General features: G+C 68.0%; 21 protein-coding genes and 1 pseudogene. 7 read left to right on the top strand and 15 right to left on the bottom strand.

The window, feature by feature from the left end:
• Nucleotides 1–9 precede the first annotated feature (9 nt).
• Complete coding sequence (locus tag AC3WLE_RS08770) at nt 10–1,251, bottom strand: MFS transporter (RefSeq protein WP_492356711.1); 1,242 nt, start codon at nt 1,249–1,251, stop codon at nt 10–12.
• Nucleotides 1,252–1,357: 106 nt separating this feature from the next.
• Here AC3WLE_RS08770 and AC3WLE_RS08775 point away from each other — a divergent pair, with 106 nt between their 5' ends.
• Complete coding sequence (locus AC3WLE_RS08775; protein ID WP_492318403.1) at nt 1,358–2,278, top strand: LysR family transcriptional regulator; 921 nt, start codon at nt 1,358–1,360, stop codon at nt 2,276–2,278.
• A gap of 11 nt (nt 2,279–2,289) precedes the next feature.
• Here AC3WLE_RS08775 and AC3WLE_RS08780 read toward each other — a convergent pair whose 3' ends face one another.
• Nucleotides 2,290–3,318 carry an AraC family transcriptional regulator gene (locus AC3WLE_RS08780; RefSeq protein ID WP_492356710.1) on the bottom strand — a complete coding sequence of 343 codons (1,029 nt, stop codon included), beginning with the start codon at nt 3,316–3,318 and terminating at the stop codon, nt 2,290–2,292.
• A gap of 515 nt (nt 3,319–3,833) precedes the next feature.
• Between AC3WLE_RS08780 and AC3WLE_RS08785 the strand changes: the two genes are divergently transcribed.
• A complete protein-coding gene (locus AC3WLE_RS08785) occupies nt 3,834–4,367 on the top strand; it encodes a hypothetical protein (protein WP_010810879.1) in 534 nt (177 codons plus the stop codon).
• A gap of 75 nt (nt 4,368–4,442) precedes the next feature.
• Here AC3WLE_RS08785 and AC3WLE_RS08790 read toward each other — a convergent pair whose 3' ends face one another.
• On the bottom strand, nt 4,443–4,751 hold the full coding sequence (locus tag AC3WLE_RS08790; RefSeq protein WP_010810880.1) for an H-NS histone family protein: 309 nt from the start codon (nt 4,749–4,751) through the stop codon (nt 4,443–4,445).
• Between the two features lie 284 nt (nt 4,752–5,035).
• Between AC3WLE_RS08790 and AC3WLE_RS08795 the strand changes: the two genes are divergently transcribed.
• On the top strand, nt 5,036–5,446 hold the full coding sequence (locus tag AC3WLE_RS08795; RefSeq protein WP_010810881.1) for a VOC family protein: 411 nt from the start codon (nt 5,036–5,038) through the stop codon (nt 5,444–5,446).
• Between the two features lie 180 nt (nt 5,447–5,626).
• On the opposite strand, the gene AC3WLE_RS08800 is transcribed toward AC3WLE_RS08795, so the two are convergent.
• Entirely contained in the window at nt 5,627–7,021 is a 1,395-nt protein-coding gene (locus AC3WLE_RS08800) for an NCS2 family permease (RefSeq protein ID WP_492318405.1), read from the bottom strand.
• Nucleotides 7,022–7,488: 467 nt separating this feature from the next.
• Between AC3WLE_RS08800 and AC3WLE_RS08805 the strand changes: the two genes are divergently transcribed.
• On the top strand, nt 7,489–7,695 hold the full coding sequence (locus AC3WLE_RS08805) for a hypothetical protein (RefSeq protein WP_010810883.1): 207 nt from the start codon (nt 7,489–7,491) through the stop codon (nt 7,693–7,695).
• A 14-nt stretch (nt 7,696–7,709) separates the two neighbouring features.
• On the opposite strand, the gene AC3WLE_RS08810 is transcribed toward AC3WLE_RS08805, so the two are convergent.
• Both AC3WLE_RS08810 and AC3WLE_RS08815 read right to left on the bottom strand, forming a co-directional pair.
• Nucleotides 7,710–8,333 carry an N-acetyltransferase gene (locus tag AC3WLE_RS08810; protein WP_492356709.1) on the bottom strand — a complete coding sequence of 208 codons (624 nt, stop codon included), beginning with the start codon at nt 8,331–8,333 and terminating at the stop codon, nt 7,710–7,712.
• A 166-nt stretch (nt 8,334–8,499) separates the two neighbouring features.
• Nucleotides 8,500–8,685: a glycosyl hydrolase gene (locus tag AC3WLE_RS08815; protein ID WP_492356708.1), complete on the bottom strand. Its 186-nt coding sequence runs from the start codon at nt 8,683–8,685 to the stop codon at nt 8,500–8,502.
• 221 nt (nt 8,686–8,906) lie between these two features.
• Here AC3WLE_RS08815 and AC3WLE_RS08820 point away from each other — a divergent pair, with 221 nt between their 5' ends.
• Both AC3WLE_RS08820 and AC3WLE_RS08825 read left to right on the top strand, forming a co-directional pair.
• On the top strand, nt 8,907–10,064 hold the full coding sequence (locus tag AC3WLE_RS08820; protein WP_492356707.1) for a glycosyl hydrolase: 1,158 nt from the start codon (nt 8,907–8,909) through the stop codon (nt 10,062–10,064).
• 27 nt (nt 10,065–10,091) lie between these two features.
• On the top strand, nt 10,092–10,352 hold the full coding sequence (locus tag AC3WLE_RS08825; protein WP_492356706.1) for a MoaD/ThiS family protein: 261 nt from the start codon (nt 10,092–10,094) through the stop codon (nt 10,350–10,352).
• Nucleotides 10,353–10,360: 8 nt separating this feature from the next.
• Here the strand turns inward: AC3WLE_RS08825 and AC3WLE_RS08830 are convergent, their stop codons facing one another.
• The 7 genes and pseudogenes from AC3WLE_RS08830 to AC3WLE_RS08860 all read right to left on the bottom strand — a co-directional run bounded on the left by AC3WLE_RS08830 (nt 10,361) and on the right by AC3WLE_RS08860 (nt 16,099).
• The gene (locus tag AC3WLE_RS08830) at nt 10,361–10,636 is read right to left on the bottom strand and encodes a gamma-butyrobetaine hydroxylase-like domain-containing protein (RefSeq protein WP_010810888.1); all 276 of its coding nucleotides are present in this window, start codon (nt 10,634–10,636) and stop codon (nt 10,361–10,363) included.
• Entirely contained in the window at nt 10,633–11,631 is a 999-nt protein-coding gene (locus AC3WLE_RS08835) for a HEAT repeat domain-containing protein (protein WP_492356705.1), read from the bottom strand. The genes AC3WLE_RS08830 and AC3WLE_RS08835 overlap by 4 nt, the downstream gene beginning before the upstream one ends.
• A gap of 24 nt (nt 11,632–11,655) precedes the next feature.
• Entirely contained in the window at nt 11,656–12,462 is an 807-nt protein-coding gene (locus AC3WLE_RS08840) for an ABC transporter ATP-binding protein (protein ID WP_492356704.1), read from the bottom strand.
• Nucleotides 12,459–13,142 (bottom strand): annotated as a pseudogene (locus AC3WLE_RS08845) (ABC transporter permease); the annotation flags it as partial. The pseudogene AC3WLE_RS08845 and the gene AC3WLE_RS08840, both read right to left, overlap by 4 nt.
• A gap of 77 nt (nt 13,143–13,219) precedes the next feature.
• Complete coding sequence (locus AC3WLE_RS08850; protein ID WP_010810893.1) at nt 13,220–13,465, bottom strand: 4Fe-4S dicluster domain-containing protein; 246 nt, start codon at nt 13,463–13,465, stop codon at nt 13,220–13,222.
• 13 nt (nt 13,466–13,478) lie between these two features.
• Nucleotides 13,479–15,248, bottom strand: coding sequence for a fumarate reductase/succinate dehydrogenase flavoprotein subunit (locus AC3WLE_RS08855; RefSeq protein ID WP_492352201.1), 1,770 nt, complete (start codon nt 15,246–15,248; stop codon nt 13,479–13,481).
• Nucleotides 15,245–16,099 carry a GntR family transcriptional regulator gene (locus AC3WLE_RS08860; protein WP_492356703.1) on the bottom strand — a complete coding sequence of 285 codons (855 nt, stop codon included), beginning with the start codon at nt 16,097–16,099 and terminating at the stop codon, nt 15,245–15,247. The genes AC3WLE_RS08855 and AC3WLE_RS08860 overlap by 4 nt, the downstream gene beginning before the upstream one ends.
• A 242-nt stretch (nt 16,100–16,341) precedes the next feature.
• Here AC3WLE_RS08860 and AC3WLE_RS08865 point away from each other — a divergent pair, with 242 nt between their 5' ends.
• A complete protein-coding gene (locus AC3WLE_RS08865; RefSeq protein WP_492318413.1) occupies nt 16,342–17,310 on the top strand; it encodes a chemotaxis protein in 969 nt (322 codons plus the stop codon).
• Nucleotides 17,311–17,587: 277 nt separating this feature from the next.
• Here AC3WLE_RS08865 and AC3WLE_RS08870 read toward each other — a convergent pair whose 3' ends face one another.
• Nucleotides 17,588–18,244 (bottom strand): peroxiredoxin, encoded by a 657-nt coding sequence (locus tag AC3WLE_RS08870; protein ID WP_492318414.1) that lies wholly within the window; start codon nt 18,242–18,244, stop codon nt 17,588–17,590.
• A 92-nt stretch (nt 18,245–18,336) separates the two neighbouring features.
• Nucleotides 18,337–18,774 carry a universal stress protein gene (locus AC3WLE_RS08875; protein ID WP_035823164.1) on the bottom strand — a complete coding sequence of 146 codons (438 nt, stop codon included), beginning with the start codon at nt 18,772–18,774 and terminating at the stop codon, nt 18,337–18,339.
• Between the last annotated feature and the right edge of the window lie 94 nt (nt 18,775–18,868).

Raw genomic sequence — 18,868 nt, forward strand, 5'->3', positions numbered from 1 at the left:
AGTGCGGGATCAGGGGCAGGCTTGCGCCACGGGCACGGCGGCGTGGCTGCCGTTTTCCATCCTCACGCTCAGCCACGCCACCCCCAGCGCAGCCATCGGCGCCAGGGCCGCAATCCACGGCAATGCCGCCAGCCCCGGCCCGTGATCGACCACCACGCCGCCCATCCACGCGCCCAGGCCGTTGCCCAGGTTGAATGCCGCGATATTGAAGCTCGAGGCCAGGTTCTGCCCCGCGCCCTGGGCGTGGCGCAGCACGCGCAGCTGCAGCGGCGAGACCGTGGCAAAGGCTGCGATGCCCAGGATGCTGACGAAGGCCACCACCAGCACCTGGCTGTGGATGGCCAGCGTCATCGCCGCCAGCACCAGCGTCAGCGTGGTCAGCGTGGCCAGCACCGCGCGCGTCGGGGTGCGGTCGGCAAAGCGGCCGCCGAGCACGTTGCCAAGGATCATGCCGGCGCCGAACAGCAGCAGGATCGGTGACACCGCCGCCTCGCCAAAGCCGGACACGCGCGTCAGCAGCGGCTGCACGTAGGTGATCACGGCAAAGATGCCCATCGACTGCAGCACCGTCATCAACAGGCCCAGCAGCACCTGCGGGCGGCCGATGGTGGCCAGTTCGTCGCGCAGGGCCACGGGGGCGCCGTGGTCCTGGCTCTTCTGCACCAGCAGCGCGATCACCGCCAGCGACAGCAGCCCGATCACGGTCATCGCCCAGAAGGTCGAGCGCCAGCCCAGGTGCAGGCCCAGCCAGGCGCCGGCGGGCATGCCCAGCAACGTGGCCAGCGTCAGGCCGGAGAACATCACCGAGATCGCCGAGGCGCGGCGGTGCTCCGGCACAAGCCCGGTGGCCACCACCGCGCCGACGCCGAAGAAGGTGCCATGCGTGAGCGAGGTCAGCACGCGCGCGATCATCAGCGTGGTGTAGTCGGGCGCCAGCGCGCAGGCGGCATTGCCGACGGTGTAGATCACCATCAGCGCCAGCAGCACGGCCTTGCGCGGCATGCGCCGCGTCAGCAGGGTCAGCACCGGCGCGCCGGCGAAGACGCCCAGCGCGTAGCCGGACACCAGCATGCCGGCGGCGGCGATGGTCACCTGCAGGTCGGCGGCAACCTGCAGCAGCAGGCCCATGATCACGAATTCGGCGCAGCCGATGCCGAAGGAACCGGCAGTGAGCGCGTAGAGCGCAACCGGCAGCCGGCCGCGGGCGGATGCAGCGCCGGAGGTGGCGGTGGTGGGGACTGGAGAGGCCATGTTCGGGGGGCGTCGGCAAAAGGAAGAAAGCCCGCAGTCTGCGCCTTTCCGTCCTCAGTAAAAACCGGCATGATCCATAATCAGTTTCAATGAAATCTTGAAAATTATGGACCGGATCGGCGATATCGGCCTGTTCCTGCGCGTGCTCGACCTGGGCTCGATCAGCGCCGCGGCACGCAGCCTGGACCTGTCGGTGGCGGTGGCCAGCCAGCGGCTGCAGCGGCTGGAGCGTGAACTGGGCGTGCGCCTGCTGCATCGCACCACGCGGCGGCTGCACGCCACCCCGGAAGGCGCGGTGCTGGCCGAGCAGGGGCGTGCGCTGGTGGACGACCTGGAAGCGCTGGGCACCTCGTTGCGGCAGGCCGGCACCGGGGTGTCGGGCACGCTGCGGGTGACCACGTCGTCCTCGTTCGGGCGGCTCTATATCTCGCCGCTGTTGCCGGAATTCCTGGCGCAGCATCCCGGGCTGACGCTGAGCGTCAACCTGACCGACAACGTGCTGGACCTGGTCAGCGCGGGTTTCGACCTGGCCATCCGCATCGGTGCGCTGGATGATTCGACGCTGGTCGCGCGGCGGCTGGCCAATAACCGGCGGCTGCTGTGTGCCGCGCCGGACTACCTGCGCCGGCGCGGCACGCCGCGCACCCCGCAGGACCTGGCGCGGCACGATTGCCTGGTGCTGGTGGGCAGCCAGGGCCGGCAGGATGTCTGGCGCCTGGGCGACGGCGCCGGCGGGGAGATTGCCGTGCGCGTGCGCGGCCGGATCGAGGCCAATACCGGCGAGCTGTTGTCCGATGCGGCGCTGGCGGGCTTTGGCATCGCCCTGCATTCCACCTGGCATGTCTGCGCCGACCTGCGCGCCGGGCGGCTGGTGCAGGTGCTGCCCGATTACCCGCTCGCCGACACCGGCATCTACGCCGTGATGCCGCAGCGGCGGCTGGTGCCGCCGCGCGTGCGCGCCTTTGTCGATTTCCTGGCCGGGCGCTTCGGCGACAACCCGCCGTGGGAGCAACCCGACGGCGGGTGAGCCGGCCTGCCCTACGCGGGTGGAGGCGCCGCCGCGCGCCGGTAGTCGCCAGGGGTCATGCCGGTCCAGCGGCGGAAGGCGCGGAAGAACGAGTTGGCATCGTCAAAGCCGAGCCGGAACGCGATTTCTCCGAGCGACATCGCGCCTCCGGCCAGGTAGCCGCCAGCCAGCTCGCGGCGCGCCTCTTCGCACAGCGTGCGGAAACTCGTGCCCGCCGCCATCAGCCGGCGCTGCAGCGTGCGCTCGCTGATGTCCAGGTGGCGTGCCACCGCGGCCAGGCTGAGGGCGCGGTCGCCGGCCAGCGCCTGCAGGGCCGCGCGCACATCGTCCAGCGACGCGGACGCCGGCCGCGCTTCGCGCGCGGCATGGCCCGCGCCCGTGCCGGCCGGTCCGCTGCGCACGCGGGCAGCCAGGCGCAAGGCCAGGTCGCGGCGGCCGAACACGATGGCGTCTTCGGGCTCGCCAAAGCGCACCGGGCAGTCGAAGGCCTCGGTATAGCGCAGGTGCCAGTCCGGCTGGCCGATGCGCAGCGACACCCGCAGCGGATGCAGCGGCTTGCGCGTGAACTGGCGCCCGAAGGCCAGCAGCGAGCACAGCTCCATGTCGATGCGCGGTCGGGTGTCGGGCGCCTCGGGATCGCTCGGGCGGATACAGACCCAGGCTTCGTCGCCCTGGCGGCGCAGTTCGATGCGGTCGCCGGCGAGCAGCTTCTGGTAGCGCGCGATGCGCCGCAGCGCGGTGCCTAGCGACGGCCCGGCCATGGCCGTCAGGCCCGCCAGCCCGAGCAGGTCGGTCTGCATCCGGCTGCCCAGCCACAGGCCGATGGTTGGATCGCCAGTGGCACGGTAGACCGCGCAGAGCACGTGGCAGGCCTGTTGCGGGCCGGCCGCCGGCATGGCGGGCCTGAGGTCGCTGGGGTCGGAGTCGGTGTCGGATTCCGGGGCAGGCGCGAGTCCCGATACGTCGTAGCCGCCGTCACGCAGTGCGTGCAGCAGGTCACGAGGCAACGGCCCGGCCTGGATAGGCTCTTGTTGTGTCATTGTCATTATCTGGCTGGCAAGTTGGCGCAAGTGCGCCAGTGCAGCCCCCGGTAACACTGAGATTACGCGGTGCCGGTGCCCCCTTCAAGGGCGTGCGGGGGGATGAAGTGTGGCCTGGGCAGCGCAACGGCGTGCTGGCGGCGGGGGTGCCGCACCATTGCCGGGTTCCGGGGCGCCTGCAACCCGTTGCCTAAAATTTGGGCGCTCCGGTGGGTTGCCGCACAGACCGGGGCTTTCGGGGAGTGTAGGGCCAGGATATCCACAGATTCTGTGGATATCACACGCAGGTTTTCAACATGGGTTTATGCGGCTGCCGCCAAGCGCCGGATGCAGGTATGCTGGTTGGTTTGAGGGCGCGGCGTGTTGCCTGGCCGCGCCGTCATCGTGTGGCATCCATGTCGGATTTGCCGCCATCGTGCCGCCAACGTCCGCTGTTGGCCCAATCGTTCCACCTGCCCGCCGCCATGCGCCATGACCGGTCGTCCGCAGTCCTGCCTCGCCTTGCCCTGTTGCCGATGCTTGCCGCCGCCGTGGCGCTGTCCGGCTGCGTGGCGCAATACCGGGTGCCTGCCGGCGCCCCGGCCGCCAGTGTGCGGCTGCTGACCAGCACCGACGACAACACTTCGTTCACCGTGGTCGATCCGGCCAAATGCCCGGTGCCCGCGCGGCCGCTGGTGCTGGCGGGAACCGGCAGGCAGTTGTCTGCGATGGGACGGGACCGGAGCCTGGACATGGCCGGGCGCTCGCCCGAGCCGCCGGCGCGCACGCGCGAGCGGCTGGTGGAGGCGGGCCGGCGCATCTACGTGGCGGTGACCTCGGCCGCGGCGCCGCCGCTGCCCGAGCTGCGTTGCGCGGCGGGCGTGTCATTCGTGCCGGTTGCCGGCGGCCAGTATGAGATCCGCTACCAGCGGGACGAGACCGCGAGCCAGTGCTCGGCGCAGGTATTGCGCATGCAGCCGCTGGCCGGCGGCGGCGCGCGCCTGACGGCGGAGCCGACCCAGCAGGGCTTCAGGGCGCTGCGCAAGGAGTATGTCTGCCAGGCGCAGTGACGCGCCCGGCAGGCCGATGGCACCATCGATTGAAGCGGCCGTCTGAGGCAGGCGCCCGCTGGCCGCGCAGGCGGCTTACTGCTCGATCAGGAAACGCTCGGGGCGCTTGCCCAGCCATGCCGGCGCGCGGCCGCGGCCCGACCAGGTCTTGCCGGTCTTGGGGTCCATGTACTTCGGCGGCAAGGCGGATGCGGGCTTCTTGGCACTCGAGCCAGCCGGGCGGCCACGCTTGCGGCGCGGCAGGATGTCTTCGGCGGTCAGGCCGTATTCAGTCATCAGGTCCCGGATTTTGTCGATCACGCCGGCGACTTCCGTCGCACGCACTTCATTCAGCTTGGCTTCCAGCGCTTCCTTCTCAGCCAGGAGTTGCTTGTATGTCGCCATTTATATCCCCTTTCTGCAAATAGGCCGCTGCATGGTACTAGAAGTTGTGGTGTCGGTTCACCTAAAAAAATTTTACAAAAAATAACGGAGATTGCACGGACTGATTGTTTGCCGGCCTGAATTGACGGTCGCACAGCCCACGATGCAGCCGGTATTGGGCTGGGCATCGCCCGTTTTGCCCGCATTTAAGGACAATGAAAATACGCACGCCCCCGGCCTTTAGCGCCTAGACTGCTTGTCTGCGCCCGGCGCAGCCCCCTCTGACACGACTACCGGAGCCCCTGATGAGCCAGCAGATTTTTGTCAATTTGCCCGTCCGCGACCTGCAAAAGTCGATTGCCTTCTTTACGCAGTTGGGTTTTTCCTTCAATCCGCAATTTACCGACGACACTGCCACCTGCATGATCGTCGGCGAAAACATTTTCGTGATGCTGCTGACCGAAGCCAAGTTCCGCAGCTTCTCGCCCAATGAAATCTGCGATGCACGGAAATCGACTGAGGTGCTGGTTTGCCTGTCGATGGAAACCCGCGCGCGCGTGGATGAAATGGTCAATGCCGCGGTCGCGGCGGGTGGCAATACCTACAAGCCGCCGATGGATTTGGGATTCATGTACGGGCATGGATTCCAGGATCCCGATGGCCATGTCTGGGAACTGGTGTACATGGATGTGGCGGCAATGCAGGCCGGGCAATGAAGGCGATTTAGCGAAACGCCATTCGCCAAGCGCGGGACCTTTCAGGCAAGCCACCAAAAAAACAGCCCGGGAAAGCAGGAAGCCCGGGCTTGAAATCCACCTGGATCACGGTGGAGGAGACATCTGGTTGTCAGCGTCCCGGGCGTGGCGCCCGGGACGCGGCAGTAGCTTTCGGCAGGATCAGATGGCCCAGCCCCCGGCATAGAACGCAGCCAGCACAACCGCGATGGCCACCGTGCCGACATTGAGCTTGCGCCATTCGCCAGCCACCACGCGGCCCACCACCAGGGTGCAGAAGCCGAGCATGATGCCGGTCACGATATTGCAGGTCAGCACGATGAACACGGCGCAGACCAGGCCAGCCATCGCGTCGACCATGTCGTCCATGTGCAGGCGGCTCACGCTCGACAGCATCAGCAGGCCCACGTACATCAGCGCGGGCGCGGTGGCGTACGACGGCACCAGCCCGGCCAGCGGCGAGAAGAACATCACCGCAACGAACAGCAGGCCCACCACCACGGCGGTCAGGCCGGTCTTGGCGCCGGCCGCAACGCCGACGGTCGACTCGATGTAGGCTGCAGCCGGAGCGCCGCCGAACATCCCCGAGAAGATCGAGCTGACCGAATCCGCGGTCAGCGCGCGCCCGCCGTTGTGGATATGGCCGGCAGCGTTGAGCTGGCCGGCTTGTCCGGCGACCGCGCGGATCGTGCCGGTGGCATCGAACACCGCGGTCATCACCAGTGCCAGCACGCTCGGCAGCACCGCTGCCGTCAGCGCGCCGCGCACGTCCATGGCGCCGATCAGCGATTCATGGCCGGGTGCGCTCAGCGACGGCAGCGCGAACACGCCGGTGAACTTCACCGCCGGGTCGAAGGCCAGGCCCAGCGCGGAGATCGCGATGATCACCAGCAGGATGCCGCCCGGCACCTTGCGGCGCTCCAGGCCGAAGATCGCGGCCAGGCCCAGCACCGACATCACCACCGGGAACGAGGTGATCTTGCCCAGCGCCACCGGCAGGCCGGGGTGAGCGTTCTTGACCACCAGCCCGACTTCATTCGAGGCGATCAGCAGCAGGAACAGGCCGATGCCGATGCCGGTGCCGTGCGCCACGCCGGCGGGCAGGTTGCGCAGGATCCAGGAGCGCACGCCGGTGACGGAGATCGCGGTGAAGATCACGCCCATCAGGAACACGGCGCCGAGCGCGACCGCCGGCGACAGGCCCTGCCCCAGCACCAGCCCGAAGGCCATGAATGCGGTCAGCGAGATGGCGCAGCCGATGGCGATCGGCAGCTTGGCCCACAGGCCCATCAGCAGGGAGCCGAAGGCGGTGGTCAGGCACACCGCGACAAAGACCGCGCTGGTGTCGAAGCCGGCCTTGCCCAGCATGCCGGGAACGACAAAGACGGCGTAGACCATCGCCATGAAGGTGGTCACCCCGGCGACCACTTCCTTGCGCTGGGTGCTGCCGCGCGCGGTGATCTCGAAGAACGCGTCGATCCGGCTCCGGACTTCGGGGACTTGGGGGCGTGCAGCATCGGCTTCCGTCGCGGACGACGGATAGGGCTGTTCGATCATGATGAGCTGTCTCCTTGCGGGCGCTGCAACGTCCGTCGTACGGACTGTCGTCAGGCGTGTCTCACGTGGTTCTGGTCTGGGCTGGAGGCGCAAACCTGGCCAACCCGCTGTTATCGGTGTGCCGCTTGTCGGTGCCTCTGCGGGCGCGATCCGGGCAAGGCTGAAGGCTAGGTGACCACGCGCCATGCATCATCACCGGCAGGCAATGCGCGGCATGCGCATCGAGGAATATCGAATGTGATGATTGATCGTCTTGGGTTGATGGATTGGCATCAGGTGGCGCTTGCGGCAGGCGGCCATTATCACGCACCCCATATACGGCCTATAGGTACAGACCCGGATGATTCAGGCGCAACTTCTCTATACTAGGGATAACCCTGAGCCGCCTCCCGATCCGGGCCGAACCACGGCTCGATGTGCTTCGTGAGGCGCACCAACTTCGATCCCAACCGGAAAGGATATTCGCCATGCAAGTGCTCGCCGACACCCTCTATCGCCAGCCCGCTCAAGCCAAGGCATCGAAGCCCGCCGCCCAGCCGGCACGCGATGTTGCCTACTACGCCCGCGTGGGCGGCGGCCAATCGCTGGCCGCGCGGGTGCGCGCCTACTTTGCCCAGGGCTGGACCCTGTACGTAGCCAACGCCCGCGAGGCCGCGCCGATCCGCTGGCTGTAAGCGGGCGCGCTGCCTCAGTACATGCCGGTGCGGGCCATGAACGCGTCCAGCGTCCAGCCGCGCCCGAGCAGCAGCATGCGCGTATGCAGGCCCTCACGCACGGGCGCGTCGACGGCCTGGCCCAGCCAGGTCAGCGTCTTGTGGCGCAAGTCCACATAGCCCATCGGGTAATCGGCGGCCAGCGCCTGCCATAGGGCGTTGGCGCCGGCCGACTGGCGCGCCCCGCTCAGCAGGCACAGCCCGCCGTCCAGCGCCCAGCGGTACAGCGCCCGAGCCAGGCCGCGGCGTTGGTAAGCGGGCGCAAACTTTGTGTGCGGCGCCCGTACCCATGGGTCGGCCCGGCGGCCGACCTCGATCAGCCGGTTGAAAACGGTATAACCGGCCAGCCGGCGCTGCATCACATCTTCCACATACACGTAGTACTCGCCGTCGGCCTCGCGATAGCGCAGGCGCAGGCCTGGCGCGCCCGCTGGCAGCGCCGGCATCGCATTCAGGCGGTCGCCGGGTTGGCCGATGCGGTCGTGCAGGGCACCCAGCTCGCGTTCGATATCGCCCGGCGCCAGCTCAACATCGATGCGCAGTTCGAGCGCGCGCGCCAGGGCCGGCGCCGGCAGGCGCAGGGCATGGAAATTCGCCATGGCAAGACTCCACCGGGCTCAGGGATTGAGGATCAGGTAGAGGGCGGCAAGCGCCACCATGGCGCAGAGGGTATGGCGGTAGAGCGGGGACATGTCTGGCTTTCTCCTGGCTGCATGATCAAGCGGGTGCCGGATGGCATCCGTGACATGGGCCGTGCGGGAAAGCTCAGGACTGGAGGGTGGCGTCCCGAGCTGCCCGCACGGCCAGGAAAAGCACGGCGCGGCGGACCTGGGCGTACGCGTGGAAGCGGTCGGCCAGGTCGATGGCGGCGCCCGGGCGCTGCGCGGCGCGCACGCCTGCCGCCGGCAGGGCCGGGCGGTTCAGGGTGGCGAAGCGGACAGTGCGAAGCATGGGTATGGGGCGCGAAAGCATCGGGGAACATTGCTTATGCCACACTTTGCGCGCAATGTCCAGGTAAGTTGCAGGCTTCCGCTTTTAACTCCGTGCTACTTCGTACTCATGGTGGCTATGGCCGGCCTGCCGGCCATAGCTCCGCCATCTTTAATTGTGAACACTGTCTACATGTACTAGACTCGGAAGCATCGTTCACCGGCCTTCTTGCAGGAGCCAAGATGACGACTTCCCCCATTCCCGAAACCGACACCGGCCCCGTCAGGCTGCTGGTGGCCACCACCAAGGGCGCCTGGTTCCTGACCAGCGACGCCGCGCGCCGCGGCTGGCAGATCGAGGGCCCGACGTTCCTCGGCCATACCATCCACCATATCGTGCAGGACCCGCGTGAACCGTCGCGCATGCTGATGGCGGCGCGCACCGGCCACCTGGGCCCGACCGTGTTCCGCTCCGCCGACGGCGGCCGCAACTGGACCGAAGCCGCGCGCCCGCCCGCCTTCGACAAGGCCCCGGAGGGCGAGACCGGCCGCGTCGTCGACCACGTGTTCTGGCTCACGCCCGGCCACGCCAGCGAGCCCGGCACCTGGTATGCCGGCACCTCGCCGCAGGGCCTGTTCCGCAGCGCCGACCACGGCGCGACCTGGGAGCCGGTATCAGGCTTCAACGACCACCCGGACTGGCGCACCTGGACCGGCGGCGAGCAGGACGGCACGCCCGACGGCCCCAAGATGCATTCCGTGCTGGTCGATCCGCGCGACGCGCGCCACCTGTATATCGGCATGTCCAGCGGCGGCGTGTTCGAGAGCACCGACGGCGGCGCGGACTGGAAGCCGCTGAACCGCGGCAGCCTCGCCACCTTCCTGCCCGACCCCAATCCCGAATACGGCCAGGATCCGCACTGCATGCTCCAGCATCCCGCCGACCCGGACATCCTGTACCAGCAGAACCATTGCGGCATCTACCGCATGGACCGCCGCGAAGGCGTGTGGAAACGCATCGGCGAAGCCATGCCGGCGGAAGTGGGCGATATCGGCTTCCCCATCGTCGCCCACCGCCGCGATCCGCGCACGGTCTGGGTGTTCCCGATGGAAGGCAGCGACGTCTGGCCGCGCGTCAGCCCGGGCGGCCGCCCGGCAGCCTATGTCACGCGCGATGCCGGCGAAACCTGGCAACGGCAGGACCGCGGCCTGCCGGCCGAACAGGGCTGGTTCACGGTCAAGCGCCAGGCCATGGCCACCGACGGCCACGCGCCGGTGGGCGTGTACTTCGGCACCACCGGCGGCGAGATCTGGGCCAGTGCCGATGAAGGCGAGGGCTGGCAATGCATCGCCCGCAACCTGCCGCAGGTCTACGCGGTCACCGTGGCGCGCCCTGCCTGAATGCCATCAGCCGACCGGAGAACTTCCATGCAGGTCCGTATCGCGACGCCGCTCTTCTCCTATACCGGACAGCGCGAATACGTCGAGGCCCGTGGCGCCAGCATCGCCGAGCTGCTCGACGACCTCGACCGCCAGTTCCCCGGCATGCGCTTTCGCATCGTCGATGAGCAGGGCAAGCTGCGGCCGTATATCCGCGTCTTCGTCAACCGCGCGCAGCTGATGCGGCTGGACGCGCCATTGAAGGAAGCCGACGAGGTGCATATCCTGCAGGCGCTGGCGGGCGGGTAAGCGCCCGGCTACAGCGCCTGCAGGTACGGCCACGGGTAGATGCCGCGGTCGTGCCCGTCGCTGAACACGATCTGCACGCCATAGCCCATTTCGCCGAGGGCGACGATTTGCGTGTCGCCTGGCCCGGCCTCCGAGGGCTTGCCGCGGCAGGCGGCGCAACGGCAGGCTGCGCGCAAGCGGCCCGGGTCCAGCGACTGGCACTGGCCGTCTGGCCAGTAGACGCGCAGCGCGCCGTTGGCGCGGGAGAGCTCCAGGCGCGTGGGTACGACCATGCCGCCGCTCATGCATGACCCTCCTGCGCGCCGATCTGCGCCAGCGCAATGCGCACGGCCTTGCGTACCTCCGGATCGGCATCGTCGGCGGCTGCGGCAAGGGCCGGCACGGCTGCCGCATCCCGCAGGCTCCCCAGCGACAGCGCGGCCTCCTTGCGCAGGTTGCTGATGGCGTGGGCCAGCTGCACCGTCAGCGGCACCAGCGCCGCGCGGTCGCGCAGCTTGCCGAGAGCCCTGGCGGCCTGCAGGCGGACCTGCCAGTAGTGGTCTTCCAGCGCGTCGATCAACGGGTCCACGGCTTCAGGGAATTTCAGTTTTCCCAGCGTCTGCGCGGCTTCTTCCCGCACCTGCCAGGCGCCGTCGCGCAGGGCCGCCAGCAACGCATCGCGCGCCGACGGGTCGGCAGCCAGGCCGAGCGCGCCGGCGGCGGCGCGCCTGACGTCGGTATCGGCATCGCTGGTCGCAGCTTGTGCCAGCGCGGGCAGGGCTTCGCTGCGCCTGAGCCAGCCCAGCACGGCCACGGCTTCGCGGCGCACCGGGGCGGCCGCGTCGGACAGTGCCGCCATGGCCGCATCGAAGCCGGCCGCATAGCGCAGCTCGCGCAGGCCGCGCCACGCGGCCGCCCGGACAAAGGGATCGCGGTGCGTGACCCACGGCAGCAGGGCGGCACCGGAGGCGGGCGCCTTCAGTTCCGACAGTCCCTGTGCTGCGGCTTCGGCCACCTCGCGGCTGGGGTCGGCCAGTGCCGCGGCCAGCGCCGGGACGACCGCTTCCTGCTCCCAGCTGGCCAGCGTGCGCGCGGCTTCCGCGCGCACGGATTCGGCAGGGTCCGATTGCAGGCGCTGCAGCAGCAGCGGCACGCCGTCTTCATCCTCCAGGTCGGCAAGTTGCAGCACGGCCACGCGTCGCACCGCGGGGTCGGGGTCGGCCAGGCGCAGCGTCAGCGCGCCGATGGCGGGATCGAGATCCAACAGGGATTCGTCAGGCAGGGCGGAAGCTTGCGGCATGGATGGCAGTCAGGTCGATAGCGGTCAGGCGGCGGTCGCGAGCGAGCTGGCCTGGGTGTGGTCGTGCAGCAGGCCGCGGCAGCGGCGCTTGAGCCGGATGAAATCGTCGTCGGTCATCAGCTCGGCGCGGCGGGGCCGCTCGAAGGGGATGGCGATATCTTCAAGGATGCGTCCGGGCCGTGGCGACATCACCAGCACGCGGTCGGCCAGGAACAGCGCCTCGTCGATGTCATGGGTGACGAAGGCCACGGTGGTGCGCATCCGCGCCCAGACCTCGAGCAGCAGGGCTTGCATATGGGCGCGGGTCTGCGCGTCGAGCGCACCGAAGGGCTCGTCCATCAGCAGCACGCGCGGCCGGTTGATCAGCACGCGCGCAATCTCCGCGCGCTGCTGCATGCCGCCGGAAAGCTGGGCGGGGTAGCGCTGCGCGAAGCCGCCCAGGCCGACCAGGTCCAGCAGGGCCTGCGCCTCGCGCTTGCGCTCGGCGGTGGGCACGCCCTGCATCTTCAGGCCGAAGGCGACGTTGTCGAGCATGCGCTTCCACGGGAACAGCGAGTGCTGCTGGAACACCAGCCCGCGCTCCGGCGCGGGGCCGCGCACTGGCGCCCCGTCGAGCAGGATCTCGCCCGCCGCCGCCGGCAGGTGTCCGGCGATGGCGCCCAGCAGCGTGGACTTGCCGCAGCCCGACGGCCCCAGGATGCAGACGAACTGCCCTGCGGGAATGTCGATGGATAGCTGGTGCACGGCGGTGAAGGCGGCATCGCCCTGGCCCAGCGCCACATCCAGGCCGCGCACCTGCAGGCGGCCCGCGCGGATCGGTTGGCTCGTCATGCGCGCACCTGCTGCAGGCGGGTCCACGGCATCAGCCACGCACCGAAGCGCTTGATCAGCGCGCTGCTGCCCATGCCGAAGGCACCGATCAGCAGCATGCCGACGACGATGTCCGCATAGTTCTGCAGGTTGTAGGCCTCCCACGTGTAATAGCCGATGCCGTACTGGCCGGCGATCATCTCGGCGGTGACCAGGCAGAACCAGGACGTGCCCATGCCGATCGCCAGCCCGGTGACGATACTCGGCAGCGCCGCGGGCAGCAGCACCTCGGGGAAGACGGTCCAGCGGCGCGCGCCCAGGCTGCGCGCCGTGGCGACCAGGCGCGGGTCGGTGCGCTCCACGCCGTGGATGGTGTTGAGCAGGATCGGGAACAGCGCCCCGATGAAGGTGATGAAGATCATGCTCAGCTCCGAAGACGGGAACATCAGGATTGCCAGCGGAATCCACGCCACGCCGAGGATCGGGCGCAGCACCTCCAGCGGCGGCAGCAGCAGGTCTTCCAGCCAGCGCGAGCGGCCGATCGCCATGCCGAGCACGATGCCCGCCACGGCCGCCGCGCCAAAGCCGGCAAACACGCGGTACAGGCTGTTGCCCAGGTGCAGCACCAGCTTGGGTGACTGCAGCAGTTGCCAGGCCGCCGGAACCACATCGCTGGGCGCGGGCACGTTGGCGAAGGTGACGCGGGTCCCAGCCCTGGCGCTTGTGGAGGGCTTTCATGGGGTCATCTCTGTGGTGCTGTTGTCATGAAGCGGGGCAATCAACGCAGCAGGTACGGGATCTCGACCCTGACCGCGCCCGTCGGGCAATCCTTCTCGCAGGGCATGCAGTACCAGCACTCGTCGAACTGCATGAATGCCTTGCCTTTGGTCAGGTCGATGGCCAGCAGGTCCATCGGGCAGACATCGACGCAGACCGTGCAGCCCTTGTCGGCAATGCACTTGTCTTCATCGATGGTGACCGGCGCGCTGCTGCGCTGGGCGATCTCATGCGGGGTGTAGGCCATGGCGTGGGTTCCTTCAGGCGGCAGCCAGGGTGGCGGGTTCGGCAGTGGCGGCCGTGGCGGCAGCCTGGCCGCGGCTGACACGCAGCCGCTGGTAGGCGGTGGCGTCGCCGCCTGCCACCGGGACGATGTACGGCTCGATCGCGCGCTTGTGGCTGACCATGCGCCCGGCTTCATCCTTGCTCAGGTGCGTATGGCAGAACCAGTCCGCATCATTGCGCTGCGGATAGTCGACGCGATGGTGGTAGAGACCCCAGCGGCTCTCGGTGCGGAACAGGGAAGCACGTGCCGCCATCTCCGCGCAGTCGCGGATCGCCATCACCTCGACCGCGCGCATCAGCTCGTGCGGATTGGCGGCGCGGATCTGGCCGATGTCCTCGGCGATGGCGTCAAAGCGCTGCAGGCCGATTTCCATCTTGCGCGTGACCTTGGGCGGCTGCAGGTAGTCGTTGACCATGCGGCGCAGCTTGTATTCCACCTGGGCGGGCGGCAGGCCACTCTCTCGCGCCAGCGGTGCGAACACGCGCGCGCGCTCCGCCTCGACCTGGGCCGCATCGGCTTCAGGCAGGCCGCGGCCGGCGACGTAGCCGGCCGCGTTGTGCCCGGCAAACCAGCCATAGGTGAAGGCGCCCAGCATGTAGTTGTGCGGCACGGCAGCCATGTCTCCGGCTGCGTACAGGCCCGGCACGGTAGTCTCGGCGCGCTCGTTCACATGCACGCCGGAAGCGCTGTGGCCGCTGCAGAAGCCGATCTCCGAGATATGCATCTCCACCATCTGCCTGCGGTAGTCGGTGCCGCGCCCGGCGTGGAACTGGCCGCGGCTGGGCCGTTCGTTGGTGTGCAGGATCGTCTCGATGGTCTGGATGGTTTCTTCCGCCAGGTGGTCAAGCTTCAGGAACACCGGGCCGTTGCCGCCCTGGAGCTCCTGGTAGAACTCCCACATCATCTGGCCGCTCCAGTAGTCGCATTCGATAAAGCGCTCGCCCTTGCCGTTGGCGGTATAGCCGCCCAGCGGGCCGGTCACGTAGGCGCAGGCCGGGCCGTTGTAGTCCTTGATCAGCGGATTGATCTGGAAGCACTCCAGGTTGGCCAGCGCGGCGCCGGCATGATAGGCCATGGCATAGCCGTCGCCGGCATTGGTCGGATTCTCGTAGGTGCCCATCAGGTAGCCGGAAGCGGGCAGGCCCAGGCGGCCGGCCGCGCCGCAGCACAGGATCACGGCGCGCGCGCGGATCACGTGGAAGTCCGCGGTGCGGCAGTCGAAGCCCATCACGCCGCCGGCGGCGCCGCTGGCGTCGGTCAGCACGCGCGTGGCGACGATGCGGTTGGTGATCACTACGCGCGCGCGCTTGAGCTGGCGGTACAGCACCTTCTTGACGTTGTGTCCTTCCGGCATCGGCAGCACATAGGAGCCCATGTGATGGACCTTCTTCACTGCGTAGTCGCCGGTCTCGTCCTTCTCGAACCTGACGCCCCAGCGATCCAGCTGCTCGATGGTGGCAAAGCTGTGGCGCGCGTAGGCATAAACGGTGGACTGGTCGACGATGCCGTCGTTGGCCACGGTGATCTCGCGGGTGTACTGCTCGGGCGTGGCGTGGCCGGGGATCACGGCATTGTTCAGCCCGTCCATGCCCATCGAGATGGCGCCGCTGCGCTTGACGTGCGCCTTGTCGAGCAGCAGCACGCGCAGCGCGGGGTTGCGTTCCTTGGCCTTGATCGCGGCCATCGGGCCGGCGGTGCCGCCGCCGACGACAACGATGTCGTATTCGTGAGTCAGGGTATTCATGCGGAGGGCTTCCCCTTGCTGGCTGGTTTGCGGGGCCGTGCACGGCCGGCCGGGCTGGTGACGCTGGCGGCTGGCGCGGTCTTGTGCCGGTCTGCGCGCAGCCGGTACTGGAACGCGTCGCCGCGGAAGTAGAGGAACTCGTAATCGATCGGCGTGCCTTGCGCGTCATGGGTCAGGCGTTCGATGCGCAGCACCGGCGCGCCTTCCTGGATACGCAGGGCCTGGGTCAGGTCGTCGTCGGCGAGGATGGCGTCGACACTCAGGTCGGCATGGCCGAGCTTCACGCCACAGTCGTTTTCCAGGATCAGGAAGATGTCGCGCGTGGCCAGGTCGGCAGTGAGCAGGCGGCGGCCGACGGCCTCGGGCACCCAGGTCAGCTCCAGCGACACCGGCTCGCGGTTGAGCAGGCGCACGCGCCGGATCTCCACCACCGGATCGCCTTCGCGCAGCCGCAGCTGCGTGGCAACGTGACGGCTGGCAGGTACGCATTTGCAGCTGCGTATCTGGTTCAGGATCTCGTAGCCCATGCTCGACATGGCCTCGGCAAAGCCTTGCAGCGAGGTCACGTTCTGGAAGGCGCGGGGCTTGGAGACGAAGGTGCCCTTGCCATGGATCTTGAAGATCAGCCCCTCCTTCTGCAGGTCGCCCAGCGCCTGGCGCACGGTGATGCGGCTGGCGCGAAAGCGCTCGCCCAGCTCGCTTTCCGACGGCATCTGGTGGTGCGGCGGATAGGTGCCGTCCAGTATGCGGGCGCGCAAGGCGTCCTTGATTTGCGTATAGAGCGGCAGCGGGATCGGTGCCGGCATGGCTGCGGCGGCGGGGACGGGTACCACGTTGGTCCGGGTCGTCATGGGGATCGACATAGCGTGTTATGACAAGTTGGGAACCACTATATGGACGACGCTGTGCCGGAGGAACGAAGCAATCCGGATATGCAAGGATGAAATCCGAACATGCGCTGCGTGTGCCTCTCAACTCCCGTTGCCCCGCGCCGATATCCAGTCATGAACCCTGCCGTCCGCCATCCGCCGCGGCCGCAGGCAGATGACAACGACGGCGGCAAAAAACCACACGCACGGCACGGGAGCGCAGCATGAGCAGTTCCATGAGGGACATCGACGAACGGACCAACCTGACCAACAACAACCAGTTCGAGCTGCTGCTGTTCCGGCTTGGCGAAGCAGAGCATTCCGGCCAGACGGAGCTGTTCGGGATCAATGTCTTCAAGGTGCGCGAGATCCTCGTGATGCCGCACGTGACGACCGTGGTGGGGGCCGACCCGTCGATCCTGGGCATGGCGGATATCCGCGGCCAGGTGATCCCGGTGATCGACCTGCCCCGGCTGGTGGGCTGCAAGCCGCGCAGCGGCCTGGGCATCCTGCTGGTGACGGAATATGCTCGTTCGACGCAGGGCTTCGCGGTGGAGGCAGTGGAGGAAATCGTGCGCCTGGAGTGGAACCAGGTGCATTCGGCCGAGGCCAGCGTGCGGACCGGCCACGTCACCAGCATCGCCAAGCTGGACGGGGACACCGCCGGGGGCACGGACCCGTCGCGGCTGGTGCAGGTGCTGGACGTCGAGCAGATCCTGCGCGATGTGCTGCCGACGCGGCAGCCGGACGTGGATCCGGGCACGGTCGGCCCGCAGTTGAGCCTGCGCCCCGGCGCCAAGGTCATTGCCGCCGACGATTCGGCACTGGCGCGCGGCCTGATCGAGCAGGGGCTGAAGGCGCTGGGCGCGCCGGTGGTGATGACCAAGTCCGGCAAGGAGGCGTGGGAGCTGCTCGACCGCATCGCCGCCGAGGCGGCCAGCCATGGCAGGTCAGTGCAGGACGAGGTGGCGCTGGTGCTGACCGACCTGGAGATGCCGGAGATGGACGGTTTCACCCTGACCCGCAAGATCAAGGCGGACAGCCGGCTGAAGTCGCTGCCGGTGGTGATTCACTCGTCACTGTCCGGAGAGGCCAGCGAGGAGCATGTGCGCAAGGTGGGCGCGGACGCTTATGTGGCGAAATTCGTGGCCAAGGAACTGGCCGACACCATCCGCGAAGTGCTGACGCGCTGAGCGCCCCGTGGCGGAAGAATCGCAACAGGCACAAAATTCGAACGCCCGCAACCATTCCCGTAGCCCGGCGGGTTGCCTATAAAACGGGCACTCCAGTGAATTCCAGCACCGGCGCGCCCTTTGCGGTTGTCAAGAGGGGGGATATCCACTGAAGCTGTGGATAGTTCCTGTGGACAAGTCGGGCCTCCCGGCCGTGACTGCCCGGGAGGCCCGGCGGCGGCCGGCGTGACCCCCACGCCCGGCCGCACTCCCTGGCGCTGGCGCTCCTCGCTCCCCCTTACTTGGGCTGCTCCACCGTGCGCAGGTAGGGCTTCAGGGTCTTGAAGCCCTGCGGGTACTTCTTCTTGGCATCCTCGTCCGAGACCGAAGTCGGGATGATGACGTCCTCGCCCGGCTTCCAGTTCACCGGCGTGGCCACGGTGTGCTTGGCATTGAGCTGCAGCGAATCCAGCAGGCGCAGCACCTCGTCGAAATTGCGCCCGGCGCTCATCGGGTACACCAGCATGGCCTTGACCTTCTTGTCCGGGCCGATGATGAACACCGAGCGGATGGTGGCATTGTCTACCGCCGTGCGCGGGCCGCTGCCGCTGGCCTCGGGGTGGATCATGTCGTAGAGCTTGGCCACCTTCAGGTCGGCGTCGCCGATCATCGGATAGTTGATGGTGCAGTTCTGCGTTTCCTCGATGTCCTTGACCCAGCGCTGGTGGTCGCCGACCGGGTCGATGCTCAGGCCGATGATCTTGGTATTGCGCTTGTCGAATTCGGGCTTGAGCCGGGCCATATAGCCCAGTTCGGTGGTGCACACCGGCGTGAAGTCCTTGGGATGCGAGAACAGGATGGCCCAGTTGTCGCCGATCCACTCATGGAAGCTGATCTTGCCTTCCGTGGTGTCGGCGGTGAAATCAGGGGCTTGCTCGCCCAGTCGAATCGCCATGGTTGCGCTCCTTGCAGTTGGCGTGGTTTGGATACGCGCGTCGCCGCGCACTGTTGCCCGCTATCGCGCTGTCTCGTTGTTCGCCCGGCCGCCTAGCGGAAGACCAGCACCGGGATCGTGCTGTGGGTCAGGACCTTGTGGGTCTCGCTGCCGATCAGCAGCGCCTGCAGCCCGCGCTTGCCATGCGACGACATCACGATCAGGTCGCAGTCGCGCTGCTGCGCGCACTGGATGATGGCCTGCCAGGGATGGTCGTCGGTGGCGGTGACGGTCTCGCAGGCCACGCCGGCCTGCGCCGCGGTGTGGCTGAGCGTGGCCAGGAAGGTATCCGCGTGGCGCGCTGCTTCTGCGGCAAAGGTGTCCTTGGTGTCCTGCAGGCTGGTCAGCCGGTAGGTCAGTACGTGGTACTCGGGAATCACATGCAGCCCGGTCACGCGGGCGCCGATGCGGCTGGCAAAGGCCATGGCGCGGGCCGCCATCGCGTCGGCGCGTGCGGAGCCGTCGGTAGGCACAAGGAGGTGCTTGAACATGATGGGCCTCCGATTGCAGAAGTTTGCCGCGTCCGCCCTGGCCCATACCCCGTACGCCCGGGCGAGCCAATCCAGTATAGGAATTGAGTGGCAT

The organism is Cupriavidus sp. FW306-1B-F12B (assembly GCF_058781795.1).